Origin of the sequence: Nocardia sp. NPDC002869 (assembly GCF_046764065.1) — a bacterium.
Lineage (GTDB): Bacteria > Actinomycetota > Actinomycetes > Mycobacteriales > Mycobacteriaceae > Nocardia > Nocardia rhamnosiphila.
The window spans coordinates 38,685-60,140 of record NZ_JBKOOL010000014.1 but is presented as its reverse complement, the minus strand read 5'-3'; the positions used below and the strand labels follow the sequence as shown (position 1 = coordinate 60,140).

17 protein-coding genes, 1 tRNA gene, 2 pseudogenes and 1 riboswitch are annotated in these 21,456 nt (G+C 66.8%); of the genes and pseudogenes, 13 read left to right on the top strand and 7 right to left on the bottom strand.

The window, feature by feature from the left end:
- The first annotated feature begins 234 nt into the window (after nucleotides 1-234).
- Complete coding sequence (locus ACLML9_RS04480) at nucleotides 235-879, top strand: LuxR C-terminal-related transcriptional regulator (protein ID WP_411944266.1); 645 nt, start codon at nucleotides 235-237, stop codon at nucleotides 877-879.
- 58 nt (nucleotides 880-937) lie between these two features.
- On the opposite strand, the gene ACLML9_RS04475 is transcribed toward ACLML9_RS04480, so the two are convergent.
- Genes ACLML9_RS04475 through ACLML9_RS04465 form a run of 3 tightly spaced genes read right to left on the bottom strand, consistent with a single transcriptional unit; the run spans nucleotide 938 to nucleotide 4,303 of the window.
- Nucleotides 938-1,783 carry an SDR family NAD(P)-dependent oxidoreductase gene (locus ACLML9_RS04475; protein WP_411944265.1) on the bottom strand — a complete coding sequence of 282 codons (846 nt, stop codon included), beginning with the start codon at nucleotides 1,781-1,783 and terminating at the stop codon, nucleotides 938-940.
- 11 nt (nucleotides 1,784-1,794) lie between these two features.
- Complete coding sequence (locus ACLML9_RS04470; protein WP_411944264.1) at nucleotides 1,795-3,375, bottom strand: flavin-containing monooxygenase; 1,581 nt, start codon at nucleotides 3,373-3,375, stop codon at nucleotides 1,795-1,797.
- Entirely contained in the window at nucleotides 3,368-4,303 is a 936-nt protein-coding gene (locus ACLML9_RS04465) for an alpha/beta hydrolase (RefSeq protein WP_411944263.1), read from the bottom strand. The genes ACLML9_RS04470 and ACLML9_RS04465 overlap by 8 nt, the downstream gene beginning before the upstream one ends.
- Before the next feature lie 259 nt (nucleotides 4,304-4,562).
- Here ACLML9_RS04465 and ACLML9_RS04460 point away from each other — a divergent pair, with 259 nt between their 5' ends.
- The 7 genes from ACLML9_RS04460 (at nucleotide 4,563) to ACLML9_RS04430 (ending at nucleotide 11,244) form a co-directional block, all read left to right on the top strand.
- Nucleotides 4,563-6,062, top strand: coding sequence for an APC family permease (locus ACLML9_RS04460; RefSeq protein ID WP_411944262.1), 1,500 nt, complete (start codon nucleotides 4,563-4,565; stop codon nucleotides 6,060-6,062).
- A 106-nt stretch (nucleotides 6,063-6,168) separates the two neighbouring features.
- Entirely contained in the window at nucleotides 6,169-7,203 is a 1,035-nt protein-coding gene (locus ACLML9_RS04455; protein ID WP_411944261.1) for an alcohol dehydrogenase catalytic domain-containing protein, read from the top strand.
- A gap of 84 nt (nucleotides 7,204-7,287) precedes the next feature.
- Entirely contained in the window at nucleotides 7,288-8,121 is an 834-nt protein-coding gene (locus tag ACLML9_RS04450) for a phytanoyl-CoA dioxygenase family protein (protein WP_411944260.1), read from the top strand.
- A gap of 29 nt (nucleotides 8,122-8,150) precedes the next feature.
- A complete protein-coding gene (locus tag ACLML9_RS04445; protein WP_411944259.1) occupies nucleotides 8,151-8,552 on the top strand; it encodes a RidA family protein in 402 nt (133 codons plus the stop codon).
- 9 nt (nucleotides 8,553-8,561) lie between these two features.
- Complete coding sequence (locus ACLML9_RS04440; protein ID WP_411944258.1) at nucleotides 8,562-9,545, top strand: hypothetical protein; 984 nt, start codon at nucleotides 8,562-8,564, stop codon at nucleotides 9,543-9,545.
- 47 nt (nucleotides 9,546-9,592) lie between these two features.
- Entirely contained in the window at nucleotides 9,593-10,915 is a 1,323-nt protein-coding gene (locus tag ACLML9_RS04435; protein ID WP_411944257.1) for an NAD(P)/FAD-dependent oxidoreductase, read from the top strand.
- Nucleotides 10,916-11,136: 221 nt separating this feature from the next.
- Complete coding sequence (locus tag ACLML9_RS04430) at nucleotides 11,137-11,244, top strand: Scr1 family TA system antitoxin-like transcriptional regulator (protein ID WP_411944271.1); 108 nt, start codon at nucleotides 11,137-11,139, stop codon at nucleotides 11,242-11,244.
- A gap of 147 nt (nucleotides 11,245-11,391) precedes the next feature.
- On the opposite strand, the pseudogene ACLML9_RS04425 reads toward ACLML9_RS04430, so the two are convergent.
- A pseudogene (locus tag ACLML9_RS04425) lies at nucleotides 11,392-11,508 on the bottom strand (SDR family oxidoreductase); the annotation flags it as partial.
- A pseudogene (locus ACLML9_RS04420) lies at nucleotides 11,507-11,850 on the bottom strand (Tn3 family transposase); the annotation flags it as partial. The pseudogenes ACLML9_RS04420 and ACLML9_RS04425, both read right to left, overlap by 2 nt.
- Nucleotides 11,851-12,121: 271 nt before the next feature.
- Between ACLML9_RS04420 and ACLML9_RS04415 the strand changes: the two are divergent.
- From ACLML9_RS04415 to ACLML9_RS04400, 4 genes are all read left to right on the top strand, one after another.
- Entirely contained in the window at nucleotides 12,122-13,084 is a 963-nt protein-coding gene (locus ACLML9_RS04415; protein ID WP_411944256.1) for a ferritin-like domain-containing protein, read from the top strand.
- 188 nt (nucleotides 13,085-13,272) lie between these two features.
- Nucleotides 13,273-13,647: a hypothetical protein gene (locus ACLML9_RS04410; RefSeq protein ID WP_411944255.1), complete on the top strand. Its 375-nt coding sequence runs from the start codon at nucleotides 13,273-13,275 to the stop codon at nucleotides 13,645-13,647.
- A 917-nt stretch (nucleotides 13,648-14,564) separates the two neighbouring features.
- A complete protein-coding gene (locus ACLML9_RS04405; protein ID WP_411944254.1) occupies nucleotides 14,565-14,705 on the top strand; it encodes a hypothetical protein in 141 nt (46 codons plus the stop codon).
- Between the two features lie 95 nt (nucleotides 14,706-14,800).
- Entirely contained in the window at nucleotides 14,801-15,667 is an 867-nt protein-coding gene (locus tag ACLML9_RS04400) for a class II glutamine amidotransferase (RefSeq protein WP_411944253.1), read from the top strand.
- Nucleotides 15,668-17,681: 2,014 nt separating this feature from the next.
- Here ACLML9_RS04400 and ACLML9_RS04395 read toward each other — a convergent pair.
- Nucleotides 17,682-17,755: transfer RNA gene (locus tag ACLML9_RS04395), tRNA-Pro, on the bottom strand.
- A 710-nt stretch (nucleotides 17,756-18,465) separates the two neighbouring features.
- Nucleotides 18,466-18,618, top strand: a riboswitch (cobalamin riboswitch).
- A gap of 225 nt (nucleotides 18,619-18,843) precedes the next feature.
- Between ACLML9_RS04395 and ACLML9_RS04390 the strand changes: the two genes are divergently transcribed.
- Nucleotides 18,844-20,037: an IS110 family transposase gene (locus tag ACLML9_RS04390; protein WP_411944252.1), complete on the top strand. Its 1,194-nt coding sequence runs from the start codon at nucleotides 18,844-18,846 to the stop codon at nucleotides 20,035-20,037.
- Here ACLML9_RS04390 and ACLML9_RS04385 read toward each other — a convergent pair.
- Nucleotides 19,991-21,379, bottom strand: a complete 1,389-nt coding sequence (locus ACLML9_RS04385; protein ID WP_411944251.1) for an MFS transporter — start codon at nucleotides 21,377-21,379, stop codon at nucleotides 19,991-19,993. The genes ACLML9_RS04390 and ACLML9_RS04385 overlap by 47 nt on opposite strands.
- Nucleotides 21,380-21,456: the final 77 nt, after the last annotated feature.

Below are 21,456 nucleotides of genomic sequence, written 5' to 3'. Positions count from 1 at the left end.
CCCCGGTCGACGTCGGGGTCGGGCGGAATTCGTTGCCGGGCGGGGGAAGCCGCGCACCCGCTCCGTTTACGTAACAACTGTTGTTATAACCGGCGGTGTTGGTTACAGTATGGAACTGAGGCGCAGATCACATCGCGTGGACGGAGGCGCCGGAGGAGGGCTGTCACGATGACGGTTGTTGCTGCCGAACGGATCGCATACTCCGACCGAGGTGCCGGTCCGGATCGATGTCAGATGCAGCGCGTGCTGGTCGTCGACGAACATCCGCTGATGCTGGCGGGCCTGCGCGCGGTGCTGGCGGGCGCGCCCTGGGTGGCGACGTGTCTGGTGGCCGACAACGCCGAGATCGCATGGCGAGTCGCCCGCCGCCACCACCCGCAACTCGTGCTGGTCAGTGTGACCATGGAGCATCGGTCGGCCTTCGAACTGTGCCGGTTGCTCGGCGAACGCATGCCGCATACCAAGATCGTCCTGATGTCGGCCGAAGGCCTGATCTCGGCTGCCTCGGCCACGGCGCACGGTGCCGTGGCCGCACTGTCGAAGCGGATGCCGACACCTGCCATCGTCGCAGCGCTCGAGCGGGTCGCCGAAGGAGCGCGGGTGTTCCCCAAAGAGGTCATGGCTCAGGGAGTCCGGTTGTCCCAGCGTGAACTCGACGTCGTGCGGCAGCTGGCCTCGGGCCTGAGTAACCCGGAAGTTGCCGCGGTGCTGAATCTTTCGCGACACACCGTCAAACAGCACACCAGCGCCGTGTACCGGAAACTCGGCGTGCGCAACCGCGCCGAGGCCGCGAGCCGGGCACAGGAACTCGGGTTGCTCGACCGGGGCAGCGGTGCGGAACGGCCGGCGAGACCGGGTTCGATCGCCCTGGCCCGATGAACGAGAATCCGCCCGCACGCTGAGCGTGCGGGCGGATTGCGTTGTAGTGCAGTGTGTTTCACTTGCGGCGGCGCGATACCCAGTCCATCAGCCGCTCGACCCGGTCGAGAACGGGTCCATAATGACTCGGCGTGATCCGGCTGACGATGTCGAAGGCGTAGGCGTCGGGCCCGATGAGAATGCGGGACCGGCCGGCATCGATACCGCGGTGGATGACCTCGGCCGCCCTGTCCGCAGTGGTCGGCGCGAACGACGCGAACTCGGTGACGAACTGCTCGTGTGACCGGCCGAGGTCACGGGTGCGGCCATGCGCCACGATGCCGGTCTTGATATAGCCCGGGTGCACCGCGACCGCCCGGACGCCGGTTCCCGCGAGTTCGTGGCGCAATGTCTCGGTCAGCCCGCGCACCCCGAACTTCGACGTGCAATACGCGCCGTGATAGGGACGTGCGGCCAGTCCGAACATGCTGGACACGTTGACGATCGCGCCCGACCCCTGCTTCAGCAGCAGGGGCAGCCAGGCCCGGGTGCCGTTGACGACGCCGTCCAGATTGATCCGCAACACCCAGTCGTCGTCGGCTGCCCCGTCAGGGGTGAACGGCGCCGCGACCATCACGCCCGCGTTGTTCACCACGGCGCCGATCGGTGCGGGTGACCAGTCGGTCACGCGGGCGGCGAAGTCGGCCTGGGCCTTCCGGTCGGTGACGTCGATGTGCGCGGCGAGGTGGGGTCCGGCCAGCTCGGCGACCGTGCCCGCCAGCCCGTCGGCGTCCACGTCGAGCAGGGCGACGGGCGAGCCGTTGGCGGACAGGCGCAGCGCCAGGGCGCGGCCGATTCCCGAACCTGCGCCGGTGACGACAACCGTCCGGCCCGCCAGGGGAGCAATGCTGGTGCGAGTGAACATCACTGTGCCTTTCACGCGAGGACGAAGCCGTGGTATCCGGACACCGCGACGCCGTCGGCGATCTGCCGGTACAGACCGACACCGCCGATGAACGGCATGAACACCCGTTGTTTGCCCGGAATGTTGGCGCCCATGTACCAGGAGGCGGTCTGTGGCATGAGGGTCAGGTTCGCCAGATCGTTGGTGGTCTGCACCCACTCGTCTTCGGCGCGGCGCTGCGGTTGCATCCGGGTGCGGCCGTGGGCGCGCAGGTGGCCGAGCGCGGCGCTCACCCAGTCGACGTGCTGCTCGATGGAGGTGAGCATGTTCGACAGCACCGACGGGCTCTGCGGGCCGGTGATCAGGAAGAGATTGGGGAAACCCTCGGTCATCAGGCCCAGGTATGTACGCGGGCCGTGGGCCCATTTCTCCCGCAGCGTACGGTCGCCGTTGCGGATGTCGATCGCGTTGATCGCGCCGGTCATCGCGTCGAAACCAGTGGCCATGACGATCACGTCGAGCTCGTGCTCGGTGTCGCCGGCGACGATCCCGGTCGCGGTGACCTTCTGGATCGGATGACGCCTGAGGTCGACCAGATCGACATTGCTCCGGTTGTAGACCTCGAAATAGCCGGTGTCGACGCACAGGCGTTTGGTGGTGACCGGGTATGTGGGACAAAGTAATTCGGCCCGCTCGGGGTCGCGAACCTTGGCCCGGATCCGGTCGCGGATGTAGTCGGCGGCGATGTCGTTGGCGCGCTGGTCGACCATGATGTCGGCGAAGGCGCGGTCGAAACACAGGCCGCCACGGGCCCAGCTCGCGTCCAGCGCGTCCGGGATCTCGGTGTCGGGCGTCTCCGACATCAGCCGGGTCTCGTCGCCGCAGTCGAATCCGCTCGGGGAGTATTTCGCGCGCTCGCGGATGTCGGGGTAGTGCGCTTTGGCCTCGGCCAGCCGATCGGCGAGCGGGCCGTTGTGCGCCGGAACGGCATAGCTCGGGGTGCGCTGGAACACGGTCAGGCGCCCCACTACCGGGGCGATGGTGGTGATCGTCTGCAGGCCGGAGGACCCGGTGCCGATCACCGCGACCCGCTTGCCGGCGAGGTCGGCCCCATCGCGAGGCCAGCTCGAGGTCCAGTACAGCTCGCCGGCGAAGTCGTCGAGCCCGTCGATGCGCGGCCGCGACGGCTTCGACAGGCAACCGGAGGCTGCGATCACGAACCGGGCGGTGGTGCGGCGGCCGTCGTCAGTGGACACCGTCCACACACCGGCGGCGTCGTCCCAGGTCATCGCTGTGACGCGAGTGTCGAAGGTGATGTCGGTGCGCAGCGCGAACCGATCGGCGACATGCTTGGCGTAGTCGAGTATTTCGGGTTGGGGCGCGTACCGCTGCGTCCACACCCACTCCTGTTGCAGCTCGGCGTCGAAGGAATACGAGTACTCGATCGACTCGATATCGCAGCGGGCGCCGGGGTAGCGGTTGAGGTTCCACACCCCGCCGACCTCGTCGCTCGCCTCGAAGGCGTGCACCGAGAAACCGGCGTTGCGCAGCGTGTGGAGCTGATACATCCCGGCGAAACCGGCGCCGATGATGACGACGTCGAAGTCAGGCATGAGTGGTCACTTTCTCGAGATAGGCGGCCACGGTCGCCAGGCCGGTTCGGAAACCCGGCAGGATATCGGCCATCTGGAAGAATCCGTGCATCTGGCCTTCGGCTTCGTGCACGACCACGGGCACCCCGGCCGCTCGCAACGCCTCGGCGTAGGCGTGGCCCTCGTCGCGCAACGGATCGAATTCGGCGAGATAGATCAGCGCGGGCGGCAGGTCGCGGAAACTCTCGGCACGCAAGGGTGATGCCGCAGGCCGGACGCGGGCCCGTTCGTCGGGCAGGTAGTGGTCCCAGAACCAGAGCATGGCCTCCCGGGTCAGGAAGAGCTGGTTCTCCTCGGCCAGGTAGGACGCCGTTTCCGTGTCGCAGTCGGTGACCGGGTAGATCAGGATCTGGGCATCGATACGCGGACCGCCCTCGTCGCGGACCCGGTGGGTGAGAGCGGCGGCGATATTGCCGCCCGCGCTGTCACCGGCGACCACCAGGGGCGCGTCGGCGCGAGCAAGTTCACTCGCGTGCTCGGCCGCCCAGCCCAGCGCGGTGAAGCAGTCCTCGAGTGGGGTGGGAAAGGGGTGCTCGGGCGCGGTGCGGTAATTGACCAGCACTACCGTGCAGCCGGCGGTGGCGACGAGCTGTCGCGCCACATTGTCGTACTGGTAGTCGATATCGCCGGTGACCCAGCCGCCACCGTGGAGGTAGACGACGATGCTGTGGGCCTCCGCGTGGGGCCCGAGGACCCGGATGTCGAACTGCCCGCCGTCGCCGTCGAGCCTGACATCGCGCACGACCGCGACGTCGGGGCCGGGACCCGACATGCCGGAGAGGACCGGGTCGAGCAGTCGGGCGATGCCGGGGGTCCAGGATTCGACCGGTAGCGCACCGAACGTATCGAGGCGGTTGAGCAGATCCAATGATTGTGGTTCCGGTGGCATGGGGTGCCTCTCTCGAGCGCAATGTCTGCCCCGCAGGCAACGGGTACCCGAAATTTACACAATGAGTGTTGTGCATATCACGTAGAGTAGTTAATGTGGTGCAGCTCACTTTTCGGCCGTTCCGATCGGTGAGTCGACTCGGCGGCCCCTGCCGAGCCCACCGGGTCCCGCGCTCCTGCGTGCCCGCACCCTCCGCCCTGTGTCGATGCCGCGGGCAACGTCCATACCGCGGGATCACGCCAGAATCAGCGAGTTGTCAATGAAATCAACACCTCCCAGCAATGCCGACACGCCACCCGCGCTGCCCGGTCACGCAGCTCCCACGGCGACGATCCGGGGAAACCTCGGCGTCGGCGGCCTGATCCTCACGGCGTTGGCGCTCAACGCGCCCTTGGCGGCGATGACCGGTTACGTTCCGCTCGAGATCGGACTCGGCCTCGGGTCGAGGAGCCCGCTGGTCTACCTCGCCATCATGGTGCTCGTCCTGCTGTTCGCCGTCGGCCTGGTCGCGATGGCCAAACGCATGGAGAAGCCCGGCGCGTACTACACCTACATCTCCTGTGGGCTCGGACCCATTCCCGGGCTCGGTGCCGGCTTCGCGGCGGTGACTTCGGCGATTCTGCTGTCGGTGAGCGCCTACATCTTCTGCGGAATGCAGATCTCCACTCTGGTCGCCAATTTCGGCGGACCCGAAATACCTTGGTGGGCAGGAGGTCTGGCGACCTGGGTGATCGCCACCGGGGTGAGCATGTTCAATGTCGACGTCTCGACGAAGGTGCTCGGTGTATTCCTGTGCCTCGAAGTGGCCATTGTCGTCTTCTGGGACCTGCGCGTGCTCTTCGACGGCGGCCCGGCCGGTCGTGCCCTCGAGATGTCGGGCCCGGTCACCTCGGCGGCGATCGGCCCCGCGCTGCTGTTCGGCCTGGCCTGTCTGCTCGGTTTCGAGGCGCTGCAGGTCTTCCGGTCGGAGACGCGTGACCCCGAACGCACCATTCCGCGCGCCAGCTACCTGACCATCGTGCTACTCACCGTGTTCTACGCGATCGGGTCCTGGCTGTATCTGGTGGCTTTCGGCACCGACGCGGCCGTCGCCACCGCGGCCGACCCGTTCTCCGGCTACCTCGGCAGTCTGCGGCAGTACGCGGGCGCGCTCATCGCCGACCTCGCCAACGTCATCCTCGTGACCAGCGCGTTCGCGGCGATCCTCGCCCTGCAGAATATCGCCGCGCGCTACACCTTCTCGCTCGCGCGCGACGGGGCATTCCCGCGCGCACTTGGTCACGCGCATCCGCGCCACCACGCGCCCACCCGTGCCGCGGCTGTGGTCGGTGGCTCTATCCTGGTGTTCGTCTTGGTGTTGATCACCTTGTCGATCGACGCGGTCACGGCCTACGTGGCCACCGCCGGGCTCGGGTTGTGGGTGGTGATGGTCATGATGACGGCGACCTCGATGGCGGTGATCGGATTCTTCCGGCGCCGCCCGGACAGTGAGGCCACCGTGTGGGAGCGCGCCGTCGCCCCTGCTCTGGCCGCGGCCGGTTTCGGGTATGTGGTCTACACCGCGACGGTCGGCCGTGATCTGCTGTTTGCCGAGAACCGCACGATGGCCGACATCGCCTTGCTGGTGATGATTGCCATCGTGATCGCGGGGATGCTGTACGCGGTCTGGCTGAGGTCGGCCAAGCCCGAGGTGTACCGACGGATCGGGCAGCAGGAGGACAGCGGAGAGGCGCCGGTCGCCGAACTCGCGGCCGGCTGACCCGAACGGCTTGGGCGGGACAGCGGTCGCCGCACCCTCCCCCGGGTGGGCATCCTGTCTCCGCCGAGGCCTGCGCCGTGGGATTCCGAGTGGGACAGTCCGGTTCATGAGAGCGCTCAAACTGACCGGACCCCACACAGTGGAACTCGTCGGGACCCCGGTGCCCGAGCCGGGGCCCGGCGAGATCCGCATCAAGGTGGCCGGTGCAGGCCTGTGCCACTCGGATCTGCACGTCGTGCACTGGGAAGGTGAACTGCCCTACGGATTCACCCTCGGCCACGAAGGCGCCGGCTGGGTCGAGGCGATCGGCTCCGAGGTAACCGGCCACGTCCAGGGGCAAGCGGTGTTGGTGAACCTGGTGTGGGCGTGCGGGACGTGCCGCGCATGCCTGCTCGGCAGGGACAACGCGTGCATGACCGCCGGGCGCGGCGAGCATCCGGCCACGCCCGGCCTCGGCCCCGACGGCTCGATGGCCGAATACATGATCGTCCCCGCCCGTCATGCACTCCCGCTCGGTGGCCTCGACCCTGTCACCGCCGGGCCGCTGGCCGATGCGGCGCTGACGCCCTGGCACGCGATCGGTTCCGCGCGCGACTGGTTGACACCGTCTTCGACCGCGGTGGTGATCGGTGTCGGTGGCCTGGGCCACCTCGGCGTGCAGATCCTGGCCGCGACCACCGCGGCCAGGATCATCGCCGTCGACAAGGACTCGGGCAAGTTGGACCTCGCGCGCCGCCACGGTGCCCATCACACGGTGCCCGCCGACGACGCCGCCGCTGCGGCGATCCTGGCGCAGACCGAAAACTATGGCGCCGACGTGGTTTTCGACTTCGTCGGGGTGGATCCCACCATGGCGCTTGCCGCGGCTGTCGTGGCGCCGGAAGGGGCCATCCGGTTCGTCGGGATCGGCGGCGGATCGCTGACCTACCGTGCTGCGGGTGATGCGACACCGCTGCCGTGGGGTGTCGATATCCGCAATTCCTACGCCGGAACCCGCGCCGATCTGGTGGAGGTCATCGCCCTGGCTCAGCGTGGCCATCTGCACGTGGAGCACACGCTGTACCCGCTCGAGGAATACCAGCGTGCCTTCGACGATCTCGCCGCGGGCCGGGTGTCCGGACGTGCGATCTTCACCCCGTGAGTAATTTACAAAACTAGTGTTGTGCAAATCGCATTTCGCGGTTAACGTGGTCTACATCACCCACCCCGAAGTCAAGAGGCACCCATGATCGACGAATCCGTGAAGAAGGAATTCTGGGAAGACGGCGCGACTGTGGTCCGCAACTTCCTCAACCCCGAGCAGCTCGCGGAGCTGTACGAGGTGTTCAAGTGGAATGTGGCCAACCCGGGCCCGTTCGTCTTCCGCCGCCTCGACGGCACCAGCCTGCAAACCCACATCGACAACGCGAACCCGGCGGCCAAGGAACGGCTCGACGAGCTGATGACCCGGCTGCCCTTCGGTGAGTTCTTCGCCGAGCTGTGGGATTCCGAACATGTCTGGTATTACGCCGAAGAGGTGTTCGTCAAGGAGAACGGCGCGAGCGGTCGAGGCCCCTTCCATCAGGACACCTCGAACCTGCCGTGGGCGGGGCCCCACTGGGGCAACGCCTGGGTCTCGTTCCAGCACATTCCCAAGAAGAACTCGCTCGAGGTCGTCCGCGGCAGCTGGAAGGGCATCGAGTACGACGGCGCCAGCTTCTCCAACGCCGACGATCCCACCGATCCGCTCTACGGCGACGGATCGTTACCGCGACTGCCGTGGATCGACAAGGATCTGGAAAAGGACCCCAACTCGTGGGATCTCGTCTCGTTCGAGGTGAATCCGGGCGACGTGGTGTTCTTGCACCCGCGTTCGCTGCACGGCGGCGCGGCCGTCGATGCGGACTGCCCCGATCGCCACACCCTGGTGCTGCGGTTCTTCGGCGACCAGTCGTACTTCCGGGAACTGCCCAAAACGAACCCCCGCTACGTCCGCAACGGCGTGCTGTTCACCGAGGAGATGGCCAAGCTGAACGAGGGTGAACCGTTCCGCTCGCCGGTCTTCCAGCAGCTCGTCTGAATCCCCCCGAGACCAGGAGAACAAACCCGATGTCGAAGCGACAGTATTTCAACCCCGGACCTCGTGCCGAGCGCTACTACGACACCCTGCACTTCTCGACGGCCACCCGCGTCGGCGACCTGATCTGGGTCTCCGGTCAGGTCGGGATCGACCCGGCGACCTCCGCGCCCGCCGAGGGCATCGAAGCGCAGGCACGGTTCGCGTTCGAGGGCGTCAAGCAGGCGCTCGAAGCGGCCGGGTCCTCGATGGACAACATCATCGAACTGCTCACCTATCACACCGATATGGCGCGCGACGGTGCGGTCTTCGGGAAGGTCAAGGACGAGTACATCAAGGAGCCCTACCCGTGCTGGACCGGTATCGGCGTCACCGAGCTGGCCCGCCCGGAGCTGCTGTGTGAAGTCCGCGTCGTCGCCTACGCCAACGACTGAGCCGCAGCGATGAATTCGACACAGTCACGCCGGATCGGACTCTACGGAACCGGCCGCGCCGCCGGCGAGCTCGTCGGCGCCATCGCGGCGAGCCCGCACACGCTGACCACCGCCATCGTCTTCTTCGACGACCAGGCAGGCCAGGACATCGGCACGCTGACCGGCGGCCCGGCTACCGGGGTGCTCGCCACCACCGACCTCGAGGGCGCGATCCGTTCCGGCGACTTCGACGTCCTGGCCTACGCGGGCTTGAAGGGCGAGGTGCTGAATCGGGCGATGGAGCTGTGCGTCGACGCCGGTGTCGACCTCGTGCACGCCTGCTTCGTCCACCCGAGAGTCGGACTCGATCCCGACCTGTACGCGCGGCTGCACGAGCGCGCCGCCGAAACCGGCGCACGTATCGTCGGCACCGGCATGCTGCCCGGCTTCTGGCTCGACGTGCTGCCCGCACTACTGAGCAGCGCGCTGCCCGCACCGGTCTCGATCATCGGCGAGTCCCGCTCCGACATCACCTCGTGGGGGCGTGGCGTCCTGGCCGACGAGATGGGCCTCGGGACACCCGCCGACGGGCAGCCCGGCCCGATCGGCGGCGTGTTACACGAATCCGCGGAGATGATCGCCGACGTCCTCGGCCTTTCCGGATACGAGGCGAAAGTGGACGGCGGATTCGTCACCGCCGAGGTCGCTACCGACGTAGCAGGTATTCAGATCCGCCCGGGAGATCGGGTCGGTTTCGACCAGGCCGCGGTCGTGGTCCACGAGGGTCGCGAACGCGTCCGCATTGCCTGGAAAGGCTTGCCCAAGGGCTCGTTCGAGGGTTATGAGCGTGCCTTGACGGTCACCGCGGTCGGCGGCGACGGGTCACGATGCACCCTGAACATCACCCCCGCACCCGATCCCTATCCGGGTACCGCCGCGCGCATCGTGCACGCCGCCGGTGCGGTCGCCGCCCTACCCGGCGGTCTGCACACTCCCGTGCGACTCAGTATCTGAACCTGCGGAGTCGCGCGCCACCTGCCGAAAGACAATAGGAGCAAAACATGATTGGGACGCCACTACCGGCCGATGGTCCCCGGTACACCACCTTCACCGGGTGGGTTGACCGGCCGACCGACCTCACCTCGTCGCTGGACATGACGATCAGCTGCGACGTCGTCGTGGTCGGTGGTGGTCTCGGCGGCATGGCGACCGCGCTGCGGCTGGCCGAGGGCGGGGTCGACGTCGTCCTACTCGAAGCGGATTTCTGTGGCTACGGCGCCAGTTCGCGCAACGCCGGGCAGATCTCGGCCAAACCGACCGGAGAACCGCAGGTCCTGGCGAAGGTGAACCCGCGGCTGCTGCGCGACCTCGTCCGGTTCGCCGCGTCCTCGGTGCGGTTCGCCGAGGACCTGATCAAGCAGCTCGGCATCGACTGCGAATACGAGCCGGTCGGCAATGTGGGTGCGGCGGTCACCAAGGGGCAGATGCGCAAGGCCCAACGCGATGCGCAGGCACTGCGCGACGCGGGCGCCCAGCTCGAGGTCGGTGACCAGCGCGAACTCGGCTTGCCCGACACCTTCCTCGGCGGTTTGCTGACGCCCGCGGGCGGCACGATGAACCCCGGCCTGTTCACGCTCGGTCTGCGTGGGGCGCTGCTCGGTTCCGGAGTCCGGGTGTTCGAACAATCACCCGTGCAGTCGGTGGACGACCTGGGTTCGGGCGCGATGGTGATCACGCCGCAAGGCCGGGTACGCGCGAAAAAGGTGGTGCTGGCCAATAACGCGTGGGCGCCTGAGCTGGCGATCACACCGCACCGGTTGTCACGGCCGGTGTGGGTGAACATGATCGAGACTGCGCCGGTCGAGCGTGAGCGCATCGACGCCACCGGCTGGACCAGCCGGACGGGCTTGGCGACCAAGCACAATGTGATGGAGAGCTACCACCTCACCCCGACCAACACCATCGCCGTCGGCGTTCGCCAGCTGAAGATTGGGAAGAACCCTGTCGGGGAGCGTATTTCGGACCCCGAGGTGGTGGCCGATCTGACCGATGCCTTCCGTGCGCGGTTCCCGTCGCTGCGTGATGTGGCCGTCACCAAGACCTGGGGCGGCTGGATCGCGATGACGTCCTCACGCGCGCCCGTGGTGGGAAAGGCGTCGAAAAACGTCTACTACGCCATCGGCTGTAATGGTCACGGCCTCGGACAAGCGCCATACCTAGGAAGCCTGCTCGCCGATCACCTGACTACCGACCAGATCCACGAGGACATGATGCCGTGGTGGCAGTCGGAGAACCGTTTTCCCCGTTCGATGTACCTGCACAACCCGGTGCTGCGTGCGGCCTGGCTGGCTGACCGGATCGGTGACCGCCGCGCAGGTCGCTAATGCCCCGTCGAGATAGGTTGCGCCGGTGATCCGGGTGTCGGTTCGAGCCGCGGCTTGTCGTCGGTGATGCTGCTGGGGGCGGTGACCCCGACCGGCCGGCTCCAGACCGAGGGCTACGCCACCGCCCTGCTCAGCGGGGGCCTGCAGATCGCGCCACTGGACCTACCCCAAGCCATTCGAGCGCGGATGGCGGTCCAGCGGCTGACCAGCGAAGCCAACCCCTGCATCTGCAAGCCGTCATCGAGGAACACACCCTCGACCGGCTCGTCGGTGGCCCTGCCGTCATGGCAGAACAGCTCGGCCACCTCCTCGACCTGATGAAACTGTGACAATGTCGAACTACGCGTGACGCCGACGAGCACCCCGGTCCACGCCGGTCTCGACGGCGACTTCACCCTGCTCCACTTCGACACCGCGCTGAGCCTCGGCCCCCTTTCCGCGTCGTCTCCGAATATGGAGCCTATGAGCCCGCACAGCAGGAACGCTCCGCCGTCGACGGGCAGGGTCGCCCCGGTCACGAAGCGCGCGTCCTGGGAGGCCAGGAAGGTCACAGCGCAGGCGATATCGTCGGGTGTGGCGTGGCCGGGCAGGGTGCCGCGCCCGGATCATGCCCTTGTGGGCGTAGAGCAGGTCGCGCCGCAGCGCGTGGATCGACCCGCCCTTGTTCAGCTGGCGCGCGATCTTGCGCCGTCAGTCGGGATCGGCGAGGTATTCACGGCGTAGATCGTGCGCCGCAGCGCCCGTCTTCCTCGAGCGCGCGGCAGCCAGGGCGTTCTGACGGCCCGACGCCGAGAGCTTCCCGACCAGCAGCGAGGCGCTGGCGTGCGCGAACTTCAACGACCCGGCCAGGCGCAGCAGGTCGGCCCAGTGCTCGGCGATCAACTCCATGTTCAGCTTGGCGTCATCAACGGCCCCGTGCGCGGGAACCGCGTTTCTTTGCCGCCCGGCTTGCCTCTACCGATCCGAGACAGGCACGCCCATGCCCGCCGTGCCGTCCGCCGACTCGTCCCTGACTCGGATTCGGATGCAGACATCGACGCTGGTGTTCGCGGTCCAACAGCTGATCCTCCGATGACACGCCGGACCTGATTCTGCTGATCAAGGCATTCCAGGAGCCCAGTTAACCAACAGCGATGCGGGGTAGTCCCGGTCTCGGTGCGCCCCGGCACCGACTCGCTGCCACTGACGTCGAAAGGAAGAATTCGGATGAATTCGCACGACACTACGACCCTCGTGACGCAACTTCGCGCCATGCTCGACCTGACCAACGCAGAAATCCAGATCGCCGAAACCCGCATCGGGCAGGCGAGGACAGAGGCCGTGCGCCAGGAGCTGTCCGGCAACGCAGAGAACGCTCGTGCCCGCGCCGAGGCCATCGAGTCCGCCCTACGCGACCTGGGTGGTATCCCGGAGTTGATCGGTCCCTTCCTGGGACGGGCCGCAGCCGCGGTCAAGGCGATGGTCGAACAGGCTCAGCCGTTCGATGAGGCGCTGCTCGGCGACCTTGCCCTCGAACACCAGTTACTCGACCGCGCCCGGTATATCAAGGCCCTGGCGACCGCCGCTCAGCAATCCGGTGCGGTGGCCCTGGCAAACCGGTTGATCACCGCACATACGGCGACCGTGGAATGGTTGACAACGGTTCTGGCCGAGGACGCGCTCGGCGGGCCGGCCGCCCTGCGCCGCACACCGATGCAAGCAGCCACCGGTACCGCGGTGAAGCTGGTCAATTCGCCCGTCACCTGGTCCGCCCGCGGCCTCGATCGGGTTTTGGAGACCGTACGTGCCGCCTCGCCCGCATTCGGCGAGCTACTCGCTCAGGGTGCTCAAGCCGGTGAGGTCGCCGTAAAAACCCTCACTGCCTCTCGCGACGCCGCGCTCGAGACCGCTGAGCAGGTCACCCGTCGCGAAGGTGCCGACACTGCCGCGGACGCCTTTCGTTCGATCCGCACCGGCACCGGTGTCCTCGATCCCGGTGTACCGCCCATCGCCGACTACAACGAGCGCAACGTCACCGAAGCCGTCGCTGCGATCAAGGAACTGACGAAACCGGCCGACATACGAGCGGTCATCGCATACGAGGAGGCCAACAAGAATCGGCAGGGTGTTGTGTCGGCTTCTCGGGCCCGGCTCGCGGCGATCGCCCAGGAAGTCGCCGGAATCAGCTGAAACCCCGACTCGAGCAAGTCGTGTTCTCGGTGCGTGTCGGCGGGGCCTGTTCACGGCGATGTGACCCGTGCTCCGTCCATGTCCGCTCACCATGGCCGGCGACGGGCAGATGTCGATCTGCGGGCTCGTCGGGCAGTCGCGGCGGTCCATGGGTCGCCGGCGGACGCCAGGCCGAGTCTCCTGGCCGGGTGGAGTTCATGCTGTTCAACAGGCCGTTTGTTTTATCAAGAGCCGTTGTGTACTGGCTCGCAGGCGTGGGCTGCGCGCGCCGATCCGACCATCGCCGCATACCCGCACCGGCCTCCGTTCGTTCTGCGCACGTGCTGATCGGCGACGCGCAGACCGGGCAGCCGACGTTCTCGGCCGGCAAGCGCGATGATCGCGTTGAACCGGGGGAGGCCGCTGGGTGGCCGGTGGATGACACCGCTCTTCGCTCGCCATACTATTCGCCCGATTATCGGGATGAGGTCTTGACTGACGTGCCATCCGGAGGAGACTTGAAGGACACCGGAGAACCGGAGTATGTGACACGCTGGATGGAGACGTCCGGAGAGCGTTGGTGACATACTTCAGAGATCCGGCCAGGCCCCCGGCAAGCCGGTCGAACACGAGAGCTATCAGCGACGACTGAAGGCTCGAGGGTTCGGCAAGACTACCGGGGACTGCTCTGCAAGGGGTATCGTCGGCGTCCCAGTGTCACGGCGGCGTACTGGATGTGCGTTCTCAGCGATCGTCCGGCGTCAGCCCTTGGACGCTCGGGAGTTCCTGAGAAGGATCGGCGGGCGGACCCTTCCGTTGCGTGTGCGGGCCAGGCCATCGCGTCTCCATGAGGCCGGAGGCCCGCTTCTGTGCATGGGCACCCCGCGACACGGTCCAATTCCATTCTTCGGTCCCACCTGTGCGAGCTGAATCGACCGTATCCACCACTGCAGTGGGCCGACAATGGTTACGGTGGGCGACCGGGCTGAGACGGTGCGATCGAGTGGTGTCGACGAGTGCGATTGCTGTCCCGAATCGGGGGTGTGCGTGTGCCGCGGACCCATCGAAGTGCCAGCAACCGCGATATCTCGCGGGTCCGTTTCCTCCAACGGCGGGATACCGGCATGTCGGTGCAGTTGTATCGAACGAGGTGGTCGCGGCTTCTCTTCGCCAAGCGCGGCGGGGTTGGGACCAACGCCTTGTAGAAGCGGTGATGGCGAGTGAGGTGGGTCGCGGTGGCCGACACGCGGATGCGTGGCACTGCCCGGGTCGTCGGAACGCATACCTCAAAACCTGGTGACAGGTTTATTCTAGAGTCAAACCTTGAAATATGAACTCTAACGTATTATGTTTATCCGTGGATGGAGTTCCGATCCTTCGGCAGAAGTCTCCATCGAAGAAGGAGCCTTCTTATGTGCGAGAACCTCGCGTTGTGGCAATCGCCTGAAGTGGCGCATGTGGCGCAACGGCGGCTTGCCGGTCGAGACGCCGGAGGGTCGGCATGAGCGGCCGGAAGGCCGCGGTCTCGGAATGCGAATACTGGGAGAAGCTCATCTCACCGGGTGCGGGAGGTAACCCCGCGCCGTTCGGCAATGACGCCGAGCCTGGTCACAACGGTGTGAACCCGGGGATGAGCGCGTAGCTTTCCCGGCGATGCCGGAGCGGTGCCGGATACACTCGCGGCGTAAGCTGACCGGCGACCTGCCACACTCGTGCGACGCCCGATCAGGGAGTGCCATGTGTCGTTTGTTCGGATTGTCGGCCGCACCGCAGCGGGTACGGGCCACGTTCTGGCTGCTGGACGCGCCGGACAGCCTGTCGGAACAGAGTCGGCGCATGCCCGATGGTGTCGGGCTGGGCACCTTCACCGCGCACGGGTCCACGCGGGTGGAGAAGCAACCGATCGCCGCGTACGAGGATGCGCAGTTCGCCCGTGAGGCGCGGGAACGGGAATCGGCGACGTTCGTGGCGCATATCCGCTACGCGTCTACCGGCGGTCTAGAACTACGCAATACCCATCCCTTCGAACAACACGGCCGGCTGTTCGCCCACAACGGTGTGCTGCAGGGCCTGGATGAACTGGACGCAGAGCTCGGTGACTACGGCGGTCTTGTGCACGGCGACACCGACTCCGAACGGTTCTTCGCGCTCATCACACAGCGCACCGATCAGCACGACGGCGACGTCACGGCGGGCATCGCCGATGCCGTCCGCTGGCTCGCGGACCGGGTGCCGGTCTTTGCCCTGAATCTGGTATTGACCACCGACTCCGGTCTGTGGGCGCTGCGCTATCCGGACACTCACGACCTGTTCGTGCTGGAGCGCGCGGCAGGCGGACCCCACGGCGGACGCCACCTCGATCACGCGGGCCGAGCAGGAATCCGGACCCGCAGCGCCGAGCTGGCGGGTTTTCCCGCGGTGATCGTGGCCAGCGAACGCACGGACGAGGACCCCGGGTGGCAATCGTTGGCGCCCGGGGAGTTACTGCACGTCGACGGCCGCAACCGCGTCCAGGTGACGACGATTTCGGACAACCCGCCACGCCATCTGCTGACCCTCGCACAGCTCGATGGAACGGCGGCCGCTTCGCAAAGGGCACAGTGAACCATTTTGCCTGCCGCCCGCCAGGAGTAGGGATAACGCAGACGGGCGACGCGGGTACCGAAGCCCGTGTTCCGACGGCACTGACCGGCAACCTCGAACACAGGCAGCAGAATCTGCCGCCACTACAATAACTTCCGCGCTCAGTGGCGGCACTCCCATCCAGCGGATCGTCCGACTGGCCAGGTATGTCACTGCAGCAGCCAGTCGTCGGTGCTGAACAGTTCGGAGTGCACTCGGAGTGAGTGGAACTCCCGCCGCGGCCAGCCTCGGGCTCGCCGGGGATACCGAGGGCGCCGGCGGGCCATAGGACACCATGCGGAAGTGACTCGCCAGGGATGCCGTCCAATTCGGCGTTGGCATGAATTTGTGCGGCGCAGGCGGCATCGAAACAGACTCGCGAGATCGTGGACTCGCCCAGGTGATGGCGTTCCAGCAAAGCCTTGGCCTGCACCGCTGATCGCTTGGCTCCACCGGTCGACGGAGGCGGCGCGAACCCGGCGACCAGACCCCAGCGCTGGTGTTGCCAAGCCTGCAGGAAGCTGTCGCCTGCACCACGACATCCTGGTCGTCGAAACCGGGATCGCCGGGCAGCAGCTGCGAGGGTACGAACTCGTCGCGGAACCGGCGCTGGGCATAGTGCTGCTGGATCTGCGGCCTCAGCGTGTCCCAATTCGGTTCAGGTAACGCGGGTGCGGCGGCCTTGGGGGTGGCATGGGCCCAATCCGATACTGCGAACAGCATGCACCACGCCTTGGTCGCGACGACGAAGTTGACGATCGAGCCGTGCACCATGCCGTGCCGGTGGACCTCGAAGACCTCCTCGTCGACACGCTTCCCCGGAGATCCGGCACTTCGTCAAAGCGTTGAGCCTTCAGATGGATTCGGAGCAGCGGTCTTCCGGGGTTCGTGGTGTGTCCGGATCCCCGACAAACAACGCTGAGGTACGACGATCCAGCAAGATATGGGTCGTGATGAGAAATGAGTTCGAAGCCTCGTGCTCGGTGTGCGGCGCACCGCTCAGGCCTGGTGATGGCATCGTCCACACTCGCGCGCGAACCCGGCCGTTCCCGGTGCTGTGCGATCCGTGCATGGCCGAGTTCGACGAGATCGAGCGAGCGGCCAGCGAGTAGGAGCGCCGCAATGGGCTGAGGTCCAAAAGGTGTCGAAGGGCGCTCCCTCGCTGTCTGAAACGCATTCACCGCGATCCGTCGTGGCCCGAAAACTATTTACGCCTGGGTGGTCAGACCCGTGCGCCCCGGGTGTGGGTACCCGCATTGGCTCGGGTTTTGAACCAGGCCCTGCGCGATGAGGTGATCGACCGAAACAGGGTGGACGTCGTCGCCCGGCAGCGACAGCTGCAACGGACGGAAGGCGAACTGGACGACCTGCGGTTCGCGTCTGGATACCAGCCTGCTGGCGGAAGCTGAGCTGCGGGCGCCGTCATGACGACGGGCGGGGGCGTTTGTCGCCTGTGCGCATGAGGGCTCGCACGATGAGGATGATCGGTGCACCTACGAGGAGGACAGCGAGGAATGCCAGCGGGCCGCCTTCTCTCCCTGCTACGAAGGCAAGGATCACGAACGCAAGGAAGCCGCCGATCGTGGTCCCGTCGATCCGGGTGCGTTGATACTGCGCTGGCGGGGGCACGCCGGGTGGCATGGGCTGCTGTCCGGGTGTGGGCTGCTGCCATTGCCTGCTGGGTGGTTGGGTCACGGTGCCCTTGTTGCGTCGAGTGGTTGTTCCTCGATCGTGGTGTGTGTTTGTGGTGTTACACGCGGTAGTTGGAGTTTGGCTGTGTGGTGGGCAGGATGGGCGATCTGCCGCGTGGAGTGTGACCCAAATCGCAAACTTGTCTTAGCTGGTGCTTCGCTAGTTTGAGGGCTTCACGCCTACACGGTTGGTGGCTCGACCCAAGTGTTGGGAGCCCCACCCGCAATGTTTGGGGAAAGTTTGGAAATGACGCTCAGGGCCCTACCATGTTTGTGCTGGTAGAGCCCTGACCTGCGCCTATCTGTCGGGCTGACAGGATTTGAACCTGCGACCACTTGACCCCCAGTCAAGTGCGCTACCAAACTGCGCCACAGCCCGTCGCGCCGTGCGTTCCGGCGCTCGATGAGATTACCTCAGAGGTGTTCGAGACCGGAAATCGGCAGGTTGAGCGTGGTGTTGTCGGATTTCCGCCGCGCTCCGCGCTCGTCCTCCGAGCGCGTGAGGCGCGTGGGCTGCTTCTCGCTGCGGTCGCCGCTCCGGGACGAAGCTCCACGATTCGGGGCTCGGGTGGGTTCCGCACGGAGATCCGGGGCCTCGTCCTGTGCGCTGGAACCCGGGATGCTGTCCGCAACCGGACGACTGCCGCATCCGGCGGTCGACGACCGCCGCATCCGGCCGGGCGGTCGGTTCTCCGTGCGATGGGATGCCTGGTGAGAGGGGTCAGTGCCCTGTGGAATAGCTTCCTGGCTGTCTCTGTTGAACCCCCTCGTCGGCGTCCGGACAGCCCCGGGCCGCACCCTCTGTCGCTACGAGCGACCACTCGCCGTGAGGCGCTTGTTGGACGCCGGCTTCTCGACCGGACGCCGCTGGGCTCATCGCCCGGCGGCGTTCTGCTGTCTTTCCCGCGGCCTATCTCGTCCGATCGCTGGATCAGTGCGCGCCGTGGCCGGTTGCGCCCACCGCCCCACCGGAGTGCGAGCTCGGGCTGGGCACATTCTCCCGGGCGCAGCTGGTTCATCCCGCGCGGTTTTGCTGGGCGGGGGGTGCGAAGCGTGTCGTCCGGTGTCGGTGGCACCGTGGGGCGGATGAGAGGGAACCCGGTGGGAATCGGGGGCTGTCCCGCAGCGGTGAGCGGGAGCGACCGCCGTCACACGCACTGGGCCGGGGGGCGGGAAGCGACGGCGTGGACCGCCCACATCATCGAACAGGGCGAATCCAATGCGCTGATCCGCCCGTTACCTTTTTGGTGGGCCCGGAACCGGGCCCACGGTCGCCGGGCCCGGTATGACTTCTTGCCCCTGTCGAGTTCATGATCCGGGGGGTGGTGTCGCCGGGCGCCGGTGGCGTCGATGGACCGCTGATAGGGGCAGGGCCGAATACAGGTCTCTTCGTAACGTGGGTGCCGGGCGTCGACGCTGGATCGGCGACCGTCCGGAGGCGTTTTCGATGCGACGAGGACGAGCAGGGTGACACAGTGCTATGCCGTGTTCTGCGGCGTTGACGTGGGCAAAGGCGAACACCACGCGGTCGGGCTCGACCCGGCCGGTAAGCGATTGTTCGACAAGGCGCTGCCGAACGACGAGGCCCGGTTGCGGGCGGTGTTCGACCAGCTCGCGGCTCGGGGGCCGCTGCTGATCGTGGTCGACCAGCCGAACACGATCGGTGCCCTGCCGGTCACCGTGGCCCGCGACTGCGGCCACGACGTGGCCTATCTACCGGGCCTGGCGATGCGCCGCATCGCCGACCTCTACCCCGGTCAGGCCAAAACCGACGCCCGCGACGCCCACATCATCGCCGATGCCGCCCGCACCATGCCGCACGCGTTGCGCCGCGTCGACACCGGAGACGAAGCGCTGACCGAGCTCGGGGTCCTGGTCGGATTCGACGACGACCTGGCCGGGGAAGCGACCCGCACCAGCAACCGGATCCGAGGCCTGCTCACCGGCATCCACCCGGCCCTGGAACGGGTCCTGGGTCCTCGTGTCGCGCATCCGGCGGTGCTCGAGATCCTCTCGCGCTGCGGCGGCCCGGCCGGCATCCAGGCCGCGGGCCGACGCAAACTCACCAGCATCGCGGTCAAACATGCACCCCGCATGGGTGCTCGACTCGTCGAGGAAATCCTGGCCGCGCTGCCCGCGCAAACCGTCGTCGTCCCTGGCAGCAAGGCCGCCGAAGTCGTTCTGCCGAAACTCGCCGATCAACTCAAATCCGTTCTTCAGCAACGGAAAACGATCGCCACCGATATCGAGGAGATGCTCGATGCGCACCCTCTTTCCCGGGTCCTGACCTCGATGCCCGGCATCGGAGTCAGGACCGGAGCCCGCATCCTGCTCGAAGTCGGCGACGGCTCGTCCTTCGCCTCGGCCGGGCATCTGGCCGCCTACGCCGGCATCGCCCCGGTCACCCACCGATCCGGGTCCTCAATCCGCGGTGAACACCCCGCCCGATCAGGCAACCACAAACTCAAACGTGCCTTGTTCCTGTCGGCGTTCGCCGCACTGCACGACCCGACCAGCCGCGCCTACTACGACCGCAAGAGGTCCGAGGGCAAGAAACACAACGCCGCTCTCATCTGCCTCGCCCGCCGCCGCTGCGACGTCCTGTTCGCCATGCTCAAGACCAAACAGCCCTACCGAACCCCAGCAGCGGCCGCCGCTTGACAAGAACCATAGGGGCACCCCCCACGCCGCGATGGCACGGATGGAACAGGAACGCGACCGGTTGTCCGCGCATATCGACGAACTGATCCGGACCCGCGACGCGCTCGACCGGCTCATGGCCGTGAACAGGGAGCACCGCGCGAGTCTGCGGGGGGCGTAGCCGAATCAACTCCGGTCCGGGGGCGGCCGCCACCGACCGGGTGACTCCCCAGGTGACCAATCCGCCGAGCGCGTAGAGCGCACCGGTCAGGCAGGAAGCCTGCCATCCCCATGTCGTGTAGGCCCAGGTCGTCGTGATCGCGCCCAGGGCCGAGCCGAGGGAGTAGAACGCCATATAGGCGCCGATGACACTGCCGGTGCGGTCCGGATGCGCCGCGGTCAGCAGATGCTGGCTGCTGACATGTACGGCCTGAACGGCGAAGTCGAGCGCCACGATACCGATGACTAGCAGCCACAATGTGGGTTCGGTCCGGGCAATCAGAAGCCAGGACGCGGCCAGTAGGACGAGTGACCAGCCGGTAACCGATTGGGCGCGACCGGAATCGGCCCAGCGTCCGGCCCGGGCGGCTCCGGCGGCTCCGGCGAGCCCGGCCAGGCCGAAGAGCCCGATCTCGGTGGTGCCGAACGTCCAGGGTTGTGCGCCGAGCGGTAGGGCCAGGCCGCTCCACAGGGTTCCGAACGAGGCGAAGACGAAGAAAGTGATGACGCCTCGGCCGAGGAGTAGCGGGTCTTTCGCGGCCGATCGCCCCATGGATTTCAGAACCGGCGGGTATCGGCCGCCGGATGATCTGGGGTCGGGCCGGAGTCTCGTCCGGACCGTGACCGCGAGGGCGGCGCAGGCCGCGGCCAGCAGCACATAGACGGCGCGCCAGCCGATGGTGTCGCCCAGGAGCCCGGCCAGGACGCGGACTCCGAGGATGCCGATCACCACGCCCGACGTGACCGCGCCGATATTGCGTCCCCGCTCGTGTGGTGCGGAGATCGCCGCGACGTAGGCGACGGTGACCTGGACGACGACCGCGAACAGGCCGGCCATCGCCAGGCCCGCCACAGCGATGATTCCGTTCGGCGCGACCGCCACGGTCGCGGCTCCGGCGCCGGTGAGCAGCAGGTGGCCGGTGATGAGCCGCCGGCGATCCAGTATGTCGCCGAGTGGTACCAGCAGGACCAGGCCCGCGAAGTACCCGATCTGCCCGGCCGCGACCAGCCGGCCCAGTGATTCCGGCGCCAGTCCGAGTCCGGCACCGGCTCTTTCGAGAACCGGCTGGATCGCGTAGATCGTGGACACCGCCACGGCGCACACCATGGCCAGGACGAGCCGCGGTGACTTCGCGACAACCATAACCGCCTCCAATTGGTAGCAATATGAAACCGTCTGACGGTATGGCAAAATGGTTTCGAATTGCAACCGAAGGGGTG